13 protein-coding genes are annotated in these 15,146 nt (G+C 72.7%); 7 read left to right on the forward strand and 6 right to left on the reverse strand.

All coding sequences use genetic code 11. The features are described from left to right. Positions 1-35: 35 nt before the first annotated feature. Positions 36-815: an SDR family oxidoreductase gene (locus tag M9914_01155; protein ID MCO5172778.1), complete on the reverse strand. Its 780-nt coding sequence runs from the start codon at positions 813-815 to the stop codon at positions 36-38. A gap of 190 nt (positions 816-1,005) precedes the next feature. Beyond that, positions 1,006-1,941 (reverse strand): RluA family pseudouridine synthase, encoded by a 936-nt coding sequence (locus tag M9914_01160; protein MCO5172779.1) that lies wholly within the window; start codon positions 1,939-1,941, stop codon positions 1,006-1,008. Between the two features lie 93 nt (positions 1,942-2,034). Here M9914_01160 and plsX point away from each other — a divergent pair, with 93 nt between their 5' ends. Next, positions 2,035-3,117 (forward strand): phosphate acyltransferase PlsX, encoded by a 1,083-nt coding sequence (gene plsX / locus M9914_01165; protein MCO5172780.1) that lies wholly within the window; start codon positions 2,035-2,037, stop codon positions 3,115-3,117. A gap of 53 nt (positions 3,118-3,170) precedes the next feature. On the opposite strand, the gene M9914_01170 is transcribed toward plsX, so the two are convergent. From M9914_01170 to M9914_01185, 4 genes are read right to left on the reverse strand one after another with little or no spacing between them, the layout of a single operon-like run. After that, complete coding sequence (locus M9914_01170) at positions 3,171-4,418, reverse strand: hypothetical protein (protein ID MCO5172781.1); 1,248 nt, start codon at positions 4,416-4,418, stop codon at positions 3,171-3,173. Next, positions 4,415-7,369 carry a hypothetical protein gene (locus tag M9914_01175; protein MCO5172782.1) on the reverse strand — a complete coding sequence of 985 codons (2,955 nt, stop codon included), beginning with the start codon at positions 7,367-7,369 and terminating at the stop codon, positions 4,415-4,417. The genes M9914_01170 and M9914_01175 overlap by 4 nt, the downstream gene beginning before the upstream one ends. Before the next feature lie 30 nt (positions 7,370-7,399). After that, complete coding sequence (locus tag M9914_01180) at positions 7,400-8,467, reverse strand: LptF/LptG family permease (protein ID MCO5172783.1); 1,068 nt, start codon at positions 8,465-8,467, stop codon at positions 7,400-7,402. Next, complete coding sequence (locus M9914_01185) at positions 8,464-9,525, reverse strand: LptF/LptG family permease (protein ID MCO5172784.1); 1,062 nt, start codon at positions 9,523-9,525, stop codon at positions 8,464-8,466. The genes M9914_01180 and M9914_01185 overlap by 4 nt, the downstream gene beginning before the upstream one ends. 123 nt (positions 9,526-9,648) lie before the next feature. Here M9914_01185 and M9914_01190 point away from each other — a divergent pair, with 123 nt between their 5' ends. Genes M9914_01190 through M9914_01215 form a run of 6 tightly spaced genes read left to right on the forward strand, consistent with a single transcriptional unit; the run spans position 9,649 to position 15,143 of the window. Beyond that, entirely contained in the window at positions 9,649-10,476 is an 828-nt protein-coding gene (locus tag M9914_01190; protein MCO5172785.1) for a DUF4388 domain-containing protein, read from the forward strand. Further along, entirely contained in the window at positions 10,476-11,504 is a 1,029-nt protein-coding gene (locus M9914_01195; protein ID MCO5172786.1) for a hypothetical protein, read from the forward strand. The genes M9914_01190 and M9914_01195 overlap by 1 nt, the downstream gene beginning before the upstream one ends. Before the next feature lies 1 nt (position 11,505). After that, on the forward strand, positions 11,506-12,054 hold the full coding sequence (locus M9914_01200; GenBank protein MCO5172787.1) for a DUF1684 domain-containing protein: 549 nt from the start codon (positions 11,506-11,508) through the stop codon (positions 12,052-12,054). Next, entirely contained in the window at positions 12,051-12,923 is an 873-nt protein-coding gene (gene pgeF / locus M9914_01205) for a peptidoglycan editing factor PgeF (protein MCO5172788.1), read from the forward strand. Before M9914_01200 ends, pgeF begins: the two co-directional genes overlap by 4 nt. A gap of 1 nt (position 12,924) precedes the next feature. Next, a complete protein-coding gene (locus M9914_01210) occupies positions 12,925-13,563 on the forward strand; it encodes a CoA pyrophosphatase (protein ID MCO5172789.1) in 639 nt (212 codons plus the stop codon). Next, the gene (locus M9914_01215; protein MCO5172790.1) at positions 13,560-15,143 is read left to right on the forward strand and encodes a hypothetical protein; all 1,584 of its coding nucleotides are present in this window, start codon (positions 13,560-13,562) and stop codon (positions 15,141-15,143) included. Before M9914_01210 ends, M9914_01215 begins: the two co-directional genes overlap by 4 nt. Positions 15,144-15,146 lie beyond the last annotated feature (3 nt).

Genomic DNA, 15,146 nt, shown 5'->3' on the forward strand with positions numbered 1-15,146 from the left:
GGCGGTCCGCGTGGCCGGTGTCCTCGTCGCGGTGCTCACAGGGGCGGGGTGAAGCGGCCGTCCTGCGCGGTCCAGCCGCCGTCCACATAGAGGAGGGAGCCGGTCACGAACGAGGCCGCGTCGGACACGAGGAAGACGACCGCGCCGACGAGCTCGCTCGGCTGCGACCAGCGCCCGAGCGCGCTCTTGTCGGCGTAGGCCCGGTACCACTCCGGCCGGTCCTTGATCTGCTGCGTGAGGGGCGTCTCCACGACGCCGGGCGCCACCGCGTTCGCCCTGACGCCTTTCGGGCCGAGCTCGGAGGCCAACGCCCGGATCATCTGGAGCGTGCCGGCCTTGGTCGCGGCGTAGACGCCCTGACCGGGCTCAACGACCTGCGAGCGGATGCTCGAGAAGAAGACGAGGCTGCCCTTGCCCTGCTCGGCCATGCGCTTGCCGGCCGCGCGCATCACGTTGAAGCTGCCCTTGAGGTTCACGTTGATGACGCGGTCGAACTCGTCGCCGTTCAGGTCGAGGAGCTGCTTGCGGACGTTGATGGAGGGCGTGCACACGACGGCGTCCAGCCGCCGCATGCCGTCGACCAGCTCGCTCACGGCGGACGCGTTCGTGATGTCGACCGCGGCGGCGCCGGCCGAGTAGCCGGCCGCCCCCAGCTCCGCGGCGGCGGCCTGCGCGGCGCTCCCGTTGCTGTCGGCGCACGTGACGAGCGCGCCGAAGTCGGCCAGGCCCTTGGCGGTGGCGCGTCCGATGCCGGAGCCGGCACCGATGACGAGGACCTCGCGTCCCGTGAGGTCGAACAGTTCCCGGTAGTTCATCAGCTGTTTCCCTTCCGAACAAGGTTCGAGAGCTTCAGGCGCGCGTCTAGGTGGACGGCGCTCCCGTGGTCTTGCAACGAGGACGCGTCCTCGTTGGCCAGGTGGCTGTCGCGATTGTAGCCCCGCGTGGCGCCGGCGCCCAGGGCGCCCGGTCGTCGAGGTGGCCGGACCCGGCGCCGTGCTGCCGGGCTCAGAGGTCCGCGCCGCCGGGCGGTGGCCACGCGCCCCCGAGGCGCAGCCAGGCCTCGACCATGTCCGTCGGGACCTGCGCGATGAACGTGACGGCCTGGTCGTCGCGCGGGTGGGGCACGGTCAACCGGTAGGCGTGCAGCGCCTGGCGCCCGAGGGCGGCGGACGGTTGGCCATACACCTCGTCCGCCAGGATGGGCGCCCCGACGTGGGCGAGGTGCACGCGGATCTGGTGCGTGCGCCCCGACCTGGGGATCGCCTTGATCAACGTGTGCCCCGGGAGCCTGCCCAGGACGCGGAACTGCGTCGTCGCCGCCTTCTGGTTCTCGCCGCCGACGGTCATCATCTGGCGCTTGACGGGGTGGCGGCCGATGGGCGCGTCGATCATGAGGCCGTCCGCGACCTCGCCGACCACGATCGCGACGTACTCCTTCTGCGTGAAGCGCTTCTTGAACGAATGCGAGAGGTGGCGGTGCGCCTCGTCGTTCTTGGCGACCACCATGACGCCGGACGTGTCCTTGTCGAGCCGGTGGACGATGCCGGGTCGGTAGGCCTCGTCGCTCGGGTCCTGCCACTCCTTGGAGAGCGGCATGCGCCCGAGCAGGGCGTTCACGACCGTGCCCGAGCGCAGCGTCGCCGTCGGGTGCGCGACCATGCCGGGCGGCTTGTCGATGGCCACGAGGTCGTCGTCCTGGTAGATGATGTGGAAGTCCGCGTCCTCGGGCTCGACGAGCATGGGGCGCGGCGGAGGCAGGACGACGGAGACGATCTCCGTGCCGGTCAGCTTGGCGCTCGCCTTGCCGACCGGACGCCCGTCGACCGTGACGTACCCTTCGCTGACGAGCTCCTTGGCGTAAGTGCGCGAGAGCTCGAGCGCCTGGGCGATGGCGACGTCGAGCCGCTCGCCGGCTGGTGCCGAGAAGGTCCTGAACTCCACTTGTGAGAGCATAGCGCTCGCGCACGCGGCCGCCGGCTCCTGCCGGAGCATCCCGGGCGCGCATGCGGGTCGGCGGCGCTATACTGACGCCGCATGGGGCAACCGAACGACGTCCAGGACACGCGAACCGACAGGCAAGTCAGCGCGGCGGGCCCCCTCGCCGGACCCGTGGCGCTCGACGCCATGGGCGGGGAACGGATGCCGGAGGCGGCCGTGGTCGGCGCGCTCGCCGCGCAGCGCCTCGGTCACCCGGTCGTGCTCGTCGGCGACGAGGCCGCCTTGCGCGAGGAACTGAGGAGGCACGGCGGCGACCTGCCGGTCGTGCACGCGCCGGACGTCATCGGCATGGACGAGCACGCGACCGACGTCAGGCGGCGCAAGGAGTCGAGCGTCATGGTCGCCATGCGCCTCGTCAAGGAGGGCAGGGCCGCAGCGTGCGTCTCCATGGGCCACTCCGGAGCGACGATGGCGGCCGCCACGTTCGAGCTCGGCCGCGTGGCGGGCGTCGACCGCGCCGCCATCCTCGCCGCGCTGCCGACGGCCAAGGGCGCCACCGCGCTCATCGACGCCGGCGCCAACGTCGACTGCAAGCCCCAGTACCTGCAGCAGTTCGCCGTGATGGGCAGCGCCTACGTCCGCACGACCTGGAACGTCGCCGAGCCGACGGTGGGGCTCATCTCCAACGGCGAGGAGCCCGGCAAGGGCAACGAGCTCACGAGGGCGGCGCACGAGCTCCTGCGCGCGACGAGCGGGATCCGCTTCGCGGGCAACGTGGAGGGCAGGGACCTCTTCACCGGGGCGGTCGACGTCGTCGTGACCGACGGCTTCACGGGCAACGTGATCCTCAAGCAGGCGGAGGGGGAGGCCAAGGCCATCTTCTCCTGGGTGAAGGATGCGCTCGGCTCGAGCTTCGGCGCGCGCCTCGGCGGCCTCCTCGTCCGGCCCGCGCTGCGTGGCCTCGCTAAGCGCCTCGACCCTTCCGAGTACGGCGCGCAGCCGCTATTGGGCGTGAACGGCTACGCCTTCATCGGCCACGGCTCGGCCGACGCCAAGGCGGTGACGAGCGCGGTCGTGACCGCGCGGAAGGCGCTGGCGGCTCTGGCCGTCGAGCGGCTGACCGCCGCGATGACTTCGCTGCAGGGCCAGCGGCAGCCGGCGGCTGACGCGGCCCCTTGATCCACCGGCCGGCCGGGCCTTACCGGCGGTCCGTTAGGTGACGTCGGGGCGCGCTAGGGCGTGTCAGGCAGCCTGGCGCGCACCCACGCTATGGCCCCGACGGGCCTGCCGCCGCTCGTCGGTAGCGTGAGCTCCGGGACGCTGACGGTCGCCGTGCGCAGGTCCTCGTCGTAGAGGTCCCTGCCGCTCAGGAAGTCGATGAGCAAGACGCCGCGCTGCCCGAGCACGTACCCGAAGCTCAGGATGGGGTCGGTGGTGGCCGCGGCGGCGGCGAACGCAGCCGAGCCGACCTCCGGTCCCGTCGGCGTGCGCAGGACGGTCGTCCTGCTCGGGTCGAGCACGACGAGCTCCGAGGCCACACCGGAGGGGTCGGCGACCAGGCGCGACCCGAGCTGCGCACCGTTGCCGAGGCTTACGGGCGAGCGCGTCGCCGTCGGCTCGCCGAGGTCGACGGAGCCGACGCGGGCAGTGCTCAACCCGGACAGCACCCGCGCGCCGCCGGCCACCTCGCTGCCCGCCATGTCGAGGAACGTGGCGCCGGACTCGCCAGTGATTATCCGCGCGTTCTCGTACCAGGCGCCGGAGCCGGGGGCGTCGACCGACAGGTCGACGGCGAAGACCTGGGCGTCCCAGGTCGCGCGGACGAGGAAGTACGCCGACTCGCCGCCCTGCGACTGGTCCGTGTACGGGCTCGTGGCCAGGACCTCGGTGTCGCCGCCGAGCGGCGTGGCCGTCCGCTCCCGCGTGTCTACGAGCCACTGGACGGGGAAGCCCGCCAGACCGCACACCGCCGGGTCGTCCAGCACCACCGCCCACCGCCCTAGGCGCGACACCTGGAGCGCCGTCGGGCACGCCTGCCTGGCGATGCTCGGGTTCACGAGCAGGCCCCCGCCCGGCTCGCTCAACGTTAGGGCCGCGGCGGCGTCCTCGGCGAACGCGGTCGGGGAGGCCACGTCGATCCCCTCGACGTCGAAGCGCTGCAGGTACGCGCTCACCTGCGGCGTTCCGCCGGCGGACGCCACGCTGCGCGACAGCACCCAGGCGGCCGCCCGCGCGCCCGCGCGGTCCTCGAAGTCGATGGCCACGGCGTTGGCCGAGAGCACCCTCTCGCTCCCCGCCACGTAGCGGAGCCGCGGGCTGGCCTGTGGGCCGGCGTCCTCGAGGAGCACCAGCTCCGGACCGCCGGCGCCGGTGATGCCGACGATCAGCATGGTCGGCGGGCGCGGTTCCGAGGTTCCCGTGCACGCGCCGAGGAACAGGACGGCGGCGCAGGCCAGCAGCCGGATGCGGTGAGCGTTCATGGTCGCCTTTCCGGTATCACCCAGCCAGTGTCGAACACGTGGCCGAGGCCCTGGGTCGTGCCGGGGGTCGTCAGCGTGATGGCCAGGGCGCCGGTCCTGGAGTCCCAGGAGCCGTACAACGCCCAGCAGCAACGGTTCCAGACCGCGACGAAGCGCGGCCTGAGGTCGATGCCGGTCGCCGAGCCGCCGGTCAGGTTCCAGACGTCGTCTATGACCATCCCGACGTAGAGGGTGTCCAGCGGCCGCGCCATGAGCGCCACTTCCTGCAACGTCAGGCGCCCGGTCGCGACCGCCTCGGCCGCGTAGTCGTACGTCCCCGTGTAGCCGACCGTGCCCTGGAGCCCGACCCTGTCCCAGAGGTCGACGCCGAACGTCAGGTTCGCGCGCCGCAGGTACGTCGTGGGCTGCTGCTCGTCGTGCCATAGGAGCTCGACGAAGCCGTCGACGCCGAAGCGCACTGGTCCGGCGACGCGGTCGACGACGAGCGCCCTCCCCGTCAACGTCGAGGACCGGTAGCCCAGCGCCCGTCCCGCAGGGGCGAGCGCCGGGTCGGCGATCGTCGTGTAGCGCACTTGCCAGTCGGGGCTACCGGAGGCGGGGGCGCCTTCCAGCGTGAACGCGAGCTGGCGCGCGTACGGCTCCGGCTGCGGCAGGCCGAGCCAAGCGGTGTCGAGCCAGAGGAGGCCCTCGGCCTGCGCGGCGGCGACCCCGGGCCACACCAGGCGCAGCTTGCTGGCGGACAACCGGCCGCTCGGCAGCGCGATGCGCTCGCTCGCGTCGAACTGCAGACCGCCGAGGGTGGCGGCGGCCTCGACCCCGAAGGCGCTCACCTGCCCCAGATCGAGGTCGCGCGCGTAGGTGACGGCGAGGCCCGGCACGGCGTCCGTATGCGCCAGCGTGCCGAGCGTCAGCTTGACCTCGAGGTCGTCGAAGTGATCGGCGGGCTGGCCGGCGGCCGGGGTCAGTGGCGAGTACCGGTAGGCCGTGGTGGCGCTGAGCTCCACGACGCCTTGCACCCCGATGCTCGCCGTCGCCGAGGTCTCCGTCGTGTCGTGCGGCTCGCCCGTGAGCCGGTCGGGCGTGCGCATGAGGTCCTGCGAGTGCTCGACGGTGAGGCTCGCCCGCACCGTCCCCCGGCTCGTCAGCGTGAGCGTCGTATCCAGCGTGCCCGGATCGCCGGCCTTCAAGTCGTACGCGTTCTTGACGGTGAGGCTGATCCAGTCGAGGTTGCCGAGGAGCGTGAGGGTGGACTCCAGGGGCGCCCAGCCGACCTGCGTCGGATCGCGGTCGTCGACGATCACGTAGCCGGCCCTCTGCTCGAAGCGCAGCCAGGCGACCGGGTCGAGGCGCAGCCTGGCGCGCACGTCGCTGCGGTTGCGGTAGGGGAGGACGTCGAAGCGGTACGGCGTCTCGCCCTCGCGCACGTTGCGGGTGTAGGTGACGCCGAGCGCGCCGAAGCCGCCGAGCGCCTGCTGCAGGGTCAGGCTGCTCGCCCAGTCCACCTGCCTCTCGCCCGTGTCGTAGTAGTAGCCCGTGAAGTCGGTACTACCCTCCAGGCGCGCGCCGGACCAGAGGTCGAGCGGGGTGAGCGACAGGGCGTGCGACTCGACGGCCCGACCGCCAGTGCTGATGGGGGACACGGCCGCTGAACGGTTCAGGGGGTTGCTGCGGTCCTGGAAGGCGCCCACGTCCACGAAGAGCCGCTCGAGCTTGAGCACACCGGCCACGGGGTCGGGCAGGGCCTCGGGCTCCAGTCGCAGCCTAGCCAGCGTCTGGAGGGGAACGGTGCTGCCCGCGTAGCTCGGCGTCGTGACCGTGTCCGTCGGGTCGGAGTCCACGTAGACCTGGCTCGTGAAGCGGCCGACGACGCCGTTCCTGACGTCGCTCGCGCTCACCTCCGCCTCCCAGATGCCGGGGCGGCGCGAGTCGTCGCGCCGCACGGCGAAGCTCGTCTGCGGCGGGCCGAGCACTTCTTCGTCCGCGTAGTCGAGCCGCACGGTGAAGATCGGCTCCGTCCTGCCGGTGACCGGTCCGGCCGTTCCGCCGACGCCGTAGGTGAGGAAGCCCGGGGTGTAGTCGACGGCGAACGCCCCCTTGCCGCGCTCCGTGTAGTAGCGGTGGTACAGGGAGCCGCCGAGGTAGCTCTCGACGACGCCCCCGCCGAGGAGCGCATCGCCGAACCAGCCGCCGCCCGGCAGCACGTCGGCGTAGTAGCGGATCCCGACGTCGCCGTAGGCGTCCGCCCCGGAGGCGTACGGCCAGTCGATGGCGAGGAGCGCCCGGTGCGTCGCGTCGCCGGTGGCGTACTCGAGGCGCGGCTGGCGGTCCTGTGGCCCGATCGGTAGGACCATCACGGGCAGGTACATGACGGCGACGCCGCGCACGAGCACGGTGGCGCCGAACGCGACGAGTCGGTCGCCCGGGTAGATCTCCACCTGGTCGGCGGTGAAGGCGTAGTCTTCCAGCTCCTGGCCGCACCGCGTGCAGGGGCTGAAGAAGCCCATAGCGACCCTGATCAGCCCCGGCACGCGGCTGGCGCGGTCGCCCTTCACGTCGATGGCCTCGGTCACGATGAGAACGTCGTCGCCGATGAACGTCTCGTCGCGCAGGTCGATGACGAGGTCGTCGCCGGTCACGGTCTGGCCGCCCGACGTGAACGTGCCCGGACCGATGACGCGCACGATGCGGTTCGTGAGGTCGACCTCGACGTGGTTCGCCCGCAGCTCGTCGGAGTCGATGCGCACGATCAGGTCGTCTCCCGTCAGCACGTAGAGGGCCACCTCGGTGCCGTCCGGCAGGGTGACGGTGCGGATCTCGAGGCGGCTGTCGGGGTCCGAGGCCGCGTCGATGCTGATGCGCGCCGCGCCCGCCCACGCGGCGAGGAGCGCGAGGCCTAGAGCGCAGAGGACCGAGCGCGCCCGGCGGCCGGCGCTCGAGGCCGGTGCTCGCACCGACGGTAGCCGGGAGCACGGTGGCATGGCTCAGCGCCGCCTGGCGGCCACGAGCAGTAGGGCGCCGGCCAGCAGGTACAGGGACACGGGCGCCCAGCCGGCCACCCAGGCCGGCACCGTGCCCTGGGCGCCGAGGAGCTTGGCCACGCTCCACGTAGCGTAGTAGGCGAACGTGAGGAGGAGCACCGCCAGGAAGCCGAGGCCGGCGCCACGCCTGAACGTGAAGAGGCCGACGGCCGCGGCGAAGAGCGCGAAGGCGGCGGCCGCGAGCGGCTCGGCCAGCTTGCGGTGGAGCGCCGTCCACTCCGCCGCCAGGTCGGTGCCGCCGGTGCGGAGCCGCTCGACGAGCTGCCCGAGCGGCAGGTAGACGAGGTCCGGGTTGGAGGTAGAGGCCGCCGCCAGGCCGCGCACCGGCAGGGTGGCGGCGTCGGCGGACGTGTCGAGCGTGAGCCGCGCGTCGCGCAGCACGCGCATCCTGATCCCCTCGAGCCGCCAGACGCCGGCTTCGGGGTCGGGGACGCCGCGCTCGGCCGTTATCACCTCGCGCGGTCCGCTGCTGCCGCCGGGGGTGATGACGGTGACGTCCTCGAAGACGCCGCCCTGGCCGACCGCGCCGACGAAGATGCTCCGCCCCAGCGAGTCCGTGAAGAACGTCCCGGCCCTCACGAGCGTCTCGGGGCTGACGAGCATGATGTCCTTCTCGATCTCGGCCGCGCGCCGCTCGCTCCAGGGCACGACGAGTTCGCTGTTGACGATGGCCACCGCGCTCACCGCCAGACCGAGGCCGACGAGCGGGAGGATGAACGCTCGCGGCGAGAGCCCGAGGAGGAGGGCCGCCTTCACCTCGCCGTCCTCGCCCAACCGGGTCATCGCCAGGAGGGCCGCGAACAGGAGCGCGAGCGGCAGGCCGGGGGCGGCGGCCGCGGGGAGCTTGTAGAGGAGGTAGCGCGCGAGCAACGAGACGCCGACGCCCCGCGCCAGCACGTCGGCCAGCACGTCGAGGAAGAAGTAGAGGAGCAGGAGGAGCACGAGCGCCACGACGCCCACCGCGAAGAGCGGCAGCGTCTCGGCTACGAGGTAGCGCCCCCAGCGCCTCATGAGCGCAACGTCCGCGTGGCGAGGAGCCCGGCCCCGACGCTCGCGAGGGTCGGGGTCAGCCACGCGGCGACCAGTGGGCCGACCGCGCCGGCCTGGAAGAGGTTCCCGGCGAGTATCCAGGTCGCCCAGAAGGCGACGAGCAGGACGATCGTCCAGGCCAACCCGGCCGCCCGGCCCCGGACGCGCAGGGCCAGGGCGGCCGCGAAGGCGGCGAAGATGGCCGAGCTGAGGGCGTCGGCCAGGCGCCGGTGCAGGTCGTGCGTGAGCTCGCGCGTGTCGCCGCCGGCGCGCTGCACGGACCTCAGGGTGCGCCACACCTGGTCGAGGCTCAGGTTGGTCGAGCGCACGAGCGTCTCGCCCGGGCTCGACTCGAGCGCGAACGGCAGGCTGACGTCGCCCGAGCGCACGGGCGCGGACCCAGCACGCGTCACCTGGGCGTCCGTCAACCGCCACGTCTTCGCGCCGGCGTCCCACTGGCCGTTCCTCGCGCTGTACAACGTGCCGTCCGCCAACTGCACGACCACGCCCTCGAGGTTGGCGAGCGTGTGATCGCCGGTCAGGGAGCGGACGCGCGCGGCGTAGTAGACGGCGTCGTCGATCCGGTAGGCGGAGTCGATCTGCACCTCGGCCGGAGGGCGCGCGTAGACGAACGCGTCGATCCGGCGCTGGTAGGCGGCCTCGCCGCGCGGCTCGAGGAAGCCGTTGTTGACGAGCGAGAGCACCCCGACCGCTACCCCGAAGAGGACGAGCGGTCGGAAGAGGCTCATGGGCGGCACGCCCATCGCGTAGGCGGCCTTGAGCTCGCTGTCCTTGGCCAGTCGGCCGCCCGTCAGGAGCACCGCGAAGACGACGCCGACGGGCAGCGCCAGGTGCAAGAACCAGGGCGTGCGGTAGAGCAGGAGCGCGCCGATATCGGCCGCGGAGGCGCTCTGCTCGACGAGGAAGCGCGCGAGGACGCTCAGGAAGTCGATGGAGAGGAGCAGGCAGATGGCCGCCACGCCGAGCGGGTAGAGACCGGCCGTCTCTCGCAGGAGCGCTCTCTGCAGGCGTCTCGGCACCCGCCGAGTATACCGAGGCCGGATGTGACACCGATATGCGCGTGCTGCGCGAGCGATTCCCCTCTCCAGGGCATGAGAGGGGCTTTACTGAAGGCGTCGCGCGCCCGCGATAGGATGGCGGCCGTGACTGGTACGCTCGGCCTCTTCTCGCTCGTGGACCTGTTCCAGCTCCTGGCGGCGGCGAAGCGCACGGGGCGGCTCACGGTGGACCACCCGTCGGGGCTCGCGCGCGTGTACTTCGACCGCGGCAAGGTCGTCCACGCCGAGTTCTGCGAGTTGACGGGCGAGCGGGCCGTCTACGCCCTCTTCGCCGACGAGCGTGGCACGTTCGAGTTCCGCATCGGCCTCACGGCCCCCAGCGACTCCATCACCGTCGGCACGGAGAACCTGATCCTCGAGGCCGTGCGGTTGCTCGACGAGGAGCGGCGCTCGACGGGCCGGGAGGAGATGCCGACCCTCTCGCGCGACGCCGTGCCGGCGCTGCCCGTCGTCGGTCCTTACGGGCCGCGCGCGGTCACGCTCACGGCCGACGAGCAGCGCGTGCTGGCCCACGTCGACGGTCACCGGACCGTCACGCGCATCGCCGTCGACCTCGGGATCGAGCCCGAGGAGGCCCTCGTGATCTGCGACAGGCTCATCCGCACGGGCGTCCTCAAGCTGCAGAACCGGCGCGCGCGCACCGCGCGGCTCGTGACCCGGCTCGCCGGACAGCGCCAGGCGCCCGGCAGCGTCGGCCTCGACCCGTCCATCGTCGAGGCCTGGGAGAAGGTCCTAGGCCACACGGTGAACAAGGTCGTCTGTCGGCGCGACGACGGCAGCGTGCAGCTCTTCTCCGCCTTCACGGTGAAGGGTGCGGGCCCCTACCTGGAGATCGGTCGCGATACCCTCGTGAGGGCCGACCTGCGCGTCAACGAGGCGCTGCTCGTGAGGCCGTACGTAGAGGAAGCCTGATGATCACCGAGACGACGCACGAGCGAGGTCAGCGGGGGTCGGGCGATCGGCCCCACGTGCTCCTCCGCTGGCGCGCGCTGAGCTTCCCGGCCGACTGGGACGCCGTGTTCCGAGCCCCGGCACCGGTCGCCCGTGGCTTGACCGTCGAGGTCGGCTTCGGCGACGGTCGCTTCACGGTGGCGCGCGCCCTCGCCGAGCCGGACATGCGCTTCGTCGGCCTCGAGGTCTCCTCGGGGAGCCTGCAGCGCGCCCTCAAGCGCATCGAGCGCTCCGGCGCGCGGAACGTGCGCCTCGCGAAGGCCGGCGCGCACGTCGCCCTCGAGCAGCTCTTCGCGCCCGCCTCGCTCGACGCGATCGTCGTCAACTTCCCATGCCCGTGGCCGAAGGAGAGGCACGCCAAGCACCGCCTGCTCAGCCGCCGCTTCCTGAGCTTGGCCGGCTCGCGTCTGAGGCCCGGCGGCGACGTGCGGCTCGCCACCGACCACCCCGAGTACCTCGGTTACGCCCTCGAGGAGGCCGCCGCCACCGGGCTGTACGACGTGCTGCGGCCGGAGGCCCCCGCGGGGGTCTTCGAGACGAAGTACGCCCTCAAGTGGCGAGACCAGGGCAAGCCCCTTCACTACGTCGTGTTCAGGCGCAACGCGTCTGAAGCGCCGGAGCACCCGCACCTAGAGAGGCCGGACCCCATGCCGCACGCGCTCCTGCGGGGCGAGCTCCCGCTCGACCCCCCGTTCACCAAGGTCGTCCTCCCTTACGCCGATGGGCACGTCATCCTGCACGAGGCGCTGCGCTCGCTCGGCGGCGAGGATGGCCGCGGCCGCATCCTCGTCCGCGCCACCGTGGAGGAGGAGACCCTGCGGCAGCAGCTCATGGTCGTCGCCCAGGAACGTGGCGCCGGCGAGGTCATCGTGCGCCTGGAGACGTTCGGCGACCCGCTCGTCACCCAGGCGGCGCGCGGTTGCGTCCACGCCGTCACCGAGTGGCTGCTCGCGGCGGGCGGCCTGAGCGTGAAGGCGAGGAACTACTGAGATGGCGGGTCGGGAAGCGCTCACGGCGGTGGAGCGCTGGCGGGCGGAGAAGGACGCCTTCCTGCGCGATCACCCGCGCTCGCCGCTGCGGGGGGACGCCGGCTTCGACGGCCTCGCCTACTACCCCTACGACCCCGCGGCCAGCGTGGTCGCCACCCTGGAACGAGCGCGCTCGCCGGAGCGGGTCCGGTTGGCGACGAGCAGCGGCGACGAGCGCGCCTACCTCGAGTTCGGCCGCGCGCGCTTCGTCCTGGCCGGCACCGACGTCACGCTGACGCTGTTCGCCTCCGTCGACGAGCCGGACGGCCCGCGACTGTTCCTGCCCTTCGCCGATGCCACCTCCGGCGGCGAGACCTACGGGGCCGGCCGCTACCTCGACCTGTCGCTGGCCGCCGATGCGCAAGGCGAGATCGTGCTCGACTTCAACTACGCCTACCACCCGTACTGCGCGTACGCCGAGGGTTACTCCTGCGCCCTGCCCCCTGCGGGGAACCGCTTGAGCGTCGCCGTCCGTGCCGGCGAGCGCCTCCCGGCGGAGGCCGCGACGTGACGCCCGGTCCCGGCGTGCTCACGGCCGCGGGCTTCGGAGCGCTTCACGGCTTCACCGCGCGCTCCGGTGGCCACGCCATCGGCGGGAGCGTCGGCCCCTACGCGCGACTGAACCTGGGCCTCAGCTCGGGCGACGAGCGCGCGGTGGTCGAGGGCAACCGCGATGCCCTCCTCGGCCACCTCGGCTTCGCGCGGAGCGACGTCTGCTGCTTCGACCAGGTCCACGGCGACCGCGTCAGCGCCGGCGACCCCGGCTGGTTCGTCGAGGAGGCGGACGCCGCGGTCACCGCGCGTGACGACGTCCTCCTCGTGGTGAGCAGCGCGGACTGCGTGCCGCTCCTCTTCCACGACCCGGTAGCCGGCGTGGTTGGCGCCGCCCATTGCGGCTGGAAGGGCACCGCCGCCAGGCTGGCGGCCAAGGTCGTGCTGACCATGGCCGAGCGCCACGGCTCCCACCCCGCCGACGTGCGCGTCGCCCTCGGCCCGTGCATCCGCGGCGGCTGTTACCAGGTCGGGGAAGACGTCACCTCCCGCTTCGCCGCCGCCGGTCACCCCGCTACCGTGTGGCGCCCCGACCCGAGCGCGCCCGGCCGCTTCCTCCTCGACCTGCCCGCCGCGAACGCGCTCGCGCTGGCCGAGGCCGGCGTCCTGCCGGGGAACGTCAGCGACCTGGGCCGATGCACGCACTGCGAGCCGGCCGAGTTCTACAGCCACCGGCGCGACAGGGGGCTAACGGGGAGGCACTGGGCCTACGTCTCGCTCAGGGGCCCCGGTGGCCTCGACCCGGAGGACGCGCCCGGCGGAGCCGCCGCGCCCGGCGGGGCGGACGGGCTCCATAGCACCGGCGCGCACCGAGGGGGGCGAGGTTAGCGTGGCGCCCACCTCCCGGTCGTCGGTCGCCGCGGCCGGCGCCGCCCGCGGGGTCTCGGGCGCCGAGTTGGTCGCGCGCCTGGCCCTCGGCGCGCCGCGGCGCATGGAGATCGCGGGCTTCAGGCGTGCCGCCGTGCTCGTGCCCGTCTTGGAGGGAAAGGCCGGCCTCGAGCTGCTCCTCACCGTGCGCGCCGGCCATCTGCGCACTCACGCCGGCCAGATCGCGTTCCCGGGCGGCCGCCTGGAGGAGGGCGAGGACGACGTGACGGCGGCCCTGCGCGAGACGCGCGAGGAGATAGGCCTCGACGTGCTCCCCGGGCAGGTGATCGGTCGGCTCTCCGACCACCCGTCGCCGGCCGGCTACGTCGCGACGCCCCTCGTGGCGCTCCTGCCGTGGCCCCAACGCATCGTCGCGGACCCGTCCGAGGTGGCCGAGACGTTCACCGTGCCCGTCGCCGACCTGCTCGCCAGCGTCCCGACCCACCGCCTTGGCGAGCTGCGCAGCTACCGGCGCCGCATCTACACCTACCGGTGGCGCGAGCGCGAGATCTGGGGGTTCACGGGCAACGTCGTTCACGATCTGCTGCTCGCCCTGGGCGGGGCGACGGACGTGGGGCCGGGCGACCCCTTCGAGCCATGAAGACGCGCGAGCTCCGGGTCGTCAGGGGCGAGGAGCGCTACTCGTTCTCCACGGGCGTGCTCGTCGAGGCCCTCCAGAGCGCCGGCGTGCCGACGGAGGAGGCCATCGTGCTCGCCCTAGACGTCGAGGCGCAGCTGCGCGACAGCCCATCGCGGCGCGTCGAGCTCAACCAGCTCATGCGCCTCTTGGCGGACGGCGTCAGGCGTCGCGTCTCCGGTGTGGCCGCCGCGCGGTTCCTGCGCCAGACCCCGCCGTTCGTGCCCATCGTCGTGGTCGACGGCGCCACCGGCGCCCCGGGCGCCAAGCCGGTCGGCGAGCGCTTCTCCCGTCGTCGGCTGACGTCCGCCATCGAGAAGGTCGGGTTGGGCTTCAAGGAGGCCAACTTCGTCGCCTCCCAGGTCGAGCAGGGCATCAGGAGCGACGGGCTGGAGCAGCTGGAGAGCGACGACCTGACGAGGCGCGTGGCCGTCGTCATCGAGGGGCGTTACGGCCGCGACCTGCGGCTGCGCTACGAGGCGGCCACCTCGAGCAGCTTCGAGGTGCGCGTCATGGGCCCGGCCGGCACGTCGCTGCCCTTCTCGCGCGGCATCCTCGCGCAGTCGCTCACGGCCGTCGGTCTGAGCCCCGACATGTCCCACAACCTGGCCAAGCGCGTCGAGGTGGCGCTCTACGCCCTGCACCAGAGCGTGGTCAGGCGGGACCAGGTGCGCGCCGAGGTGGTCAAGCTCCTCGCCATGGAGGCCGGCGACGAGTACGCGCGGCGCTACGCGGTGATGCGCGAGGCGCGCAACCGCGAGCGGCCCATCCTCGTGCTGTTCGGGGGCGCACCGGGCGTCGGCAAGTCCGCCATCGCCTCCGAGGTCGGGTACCGGCTCGGCATCCCGCGCATCGTCTCGACCGACTCCGTCAGGCAGGCCCTGCGCTCGCTCATAGGGCCGGAGCTCAGCCCCATCCTGCACTCCAGCACGTACGACGCCTGGCGCTCCGAGCTCCTCCCCAGCGAGCTCGAGACGGCGCAGCCGGAGCGGATGCGCGTCCTACGCGGCTTCCTGGCCCAGGTGCACCAACTGAACCCAGCCAACACGGCCATCCTCGAGCGCAACGTCTACGAGTCGACGTCGATCGTCATGGAAGGGGTGCAGCTCGTGCCCGGCATCGCGCCCGCGCGCGAGCTCCGCGACGCGACGCTCATCCAGCTCGTGCTCTCCGTCGCTGACGAGGACGACCACCTCAGGCACTTCACCGCCCGCGAGGGCCAGACGCAGTCGCGCCGCGCCAAGCAGTCGTACCTCGACCACTTCGTGGAGATCCGCGTGATCCAGGACTACATCACGCAGCAGGCCGAGCTGCGTGGCATCCCGGTCATCGAGGCCGCCGACTTCGACGTGGCGGTCGACCGCTGCATCGACCACGTGCTCGACGTCATGCTCATGGAGCAGGTCGGCGGCACGCCCGCCGCTTCTACGGTCGGCGGCGCTACCGCAGGCGGACCGGACGTCGACCCGGCGGCCGGCGCTGCCGCCGGCGAGCCCTCGGCTAGCGCTTCAGGCGCGCGCGCCGGCGAGGGTTCATCCCCTTGAGCA

It is taken from the genome of Trueperaceae bacterium (assembly GCA_023954415.1).
In the GTDB taxonomy this organism is placed as follows: Bacteria; Deinococcota; Deinococci; order Deinococcales; family Trueperaceae; genus JAAYYF01.

Bases quoted from the DNA above. Each gene is read 5' to 3' on its own strand.
- M9914_01200 (MCO5172787.1), top strand. From the start codon at position 11,506: ATGGCGGGTCGGGAAGCGCTCACGGCGGTGGAGCGCTGGCGGGCGGAG.
- M9914_01180 (MCO5172783.1), bottom strand. From the start codon at position 8,467: ATGAGGCGCTGGGGGCGCTACCTCGTAGCCGAGACGCTGCCGCTCTTC.
- M9914_01155 (MCO5172778.1), bottom strand. From the start codon at position 815: ATGAACTACCGGGAACTGTTCGACCTCACGGGACGCGAGGTCCTCGTC.
- M9914_01215 (MCO5172790.1), top strand. From the start codon at position 13,560: ATGAAGACGCGCGAGCTCCGGGTCGTCAGGGGCGAGGAGCGCTACTCG.
- M9914_01195 (MCO5172786.1), top strand. From the start codon at position 10,476: ATGATCACCGAGACGACGCACGAGCGAGGTCAGCGGGGGTCGGGCGAT.
- M9914_01170 (MCO5172781.1), bottom strand. From the start codon at position 4,418: ATGAACGCTCACCGCATCCGGCTGCTGGCCTGCGCCGCCGTCCTGTTC.
- plsX (MCO5172780.1), top strand. From the start codon at position 2,035: ATGGGGCAACCGAACGACGTCCAGGACACGCGAACCGACAGGCAAGTC.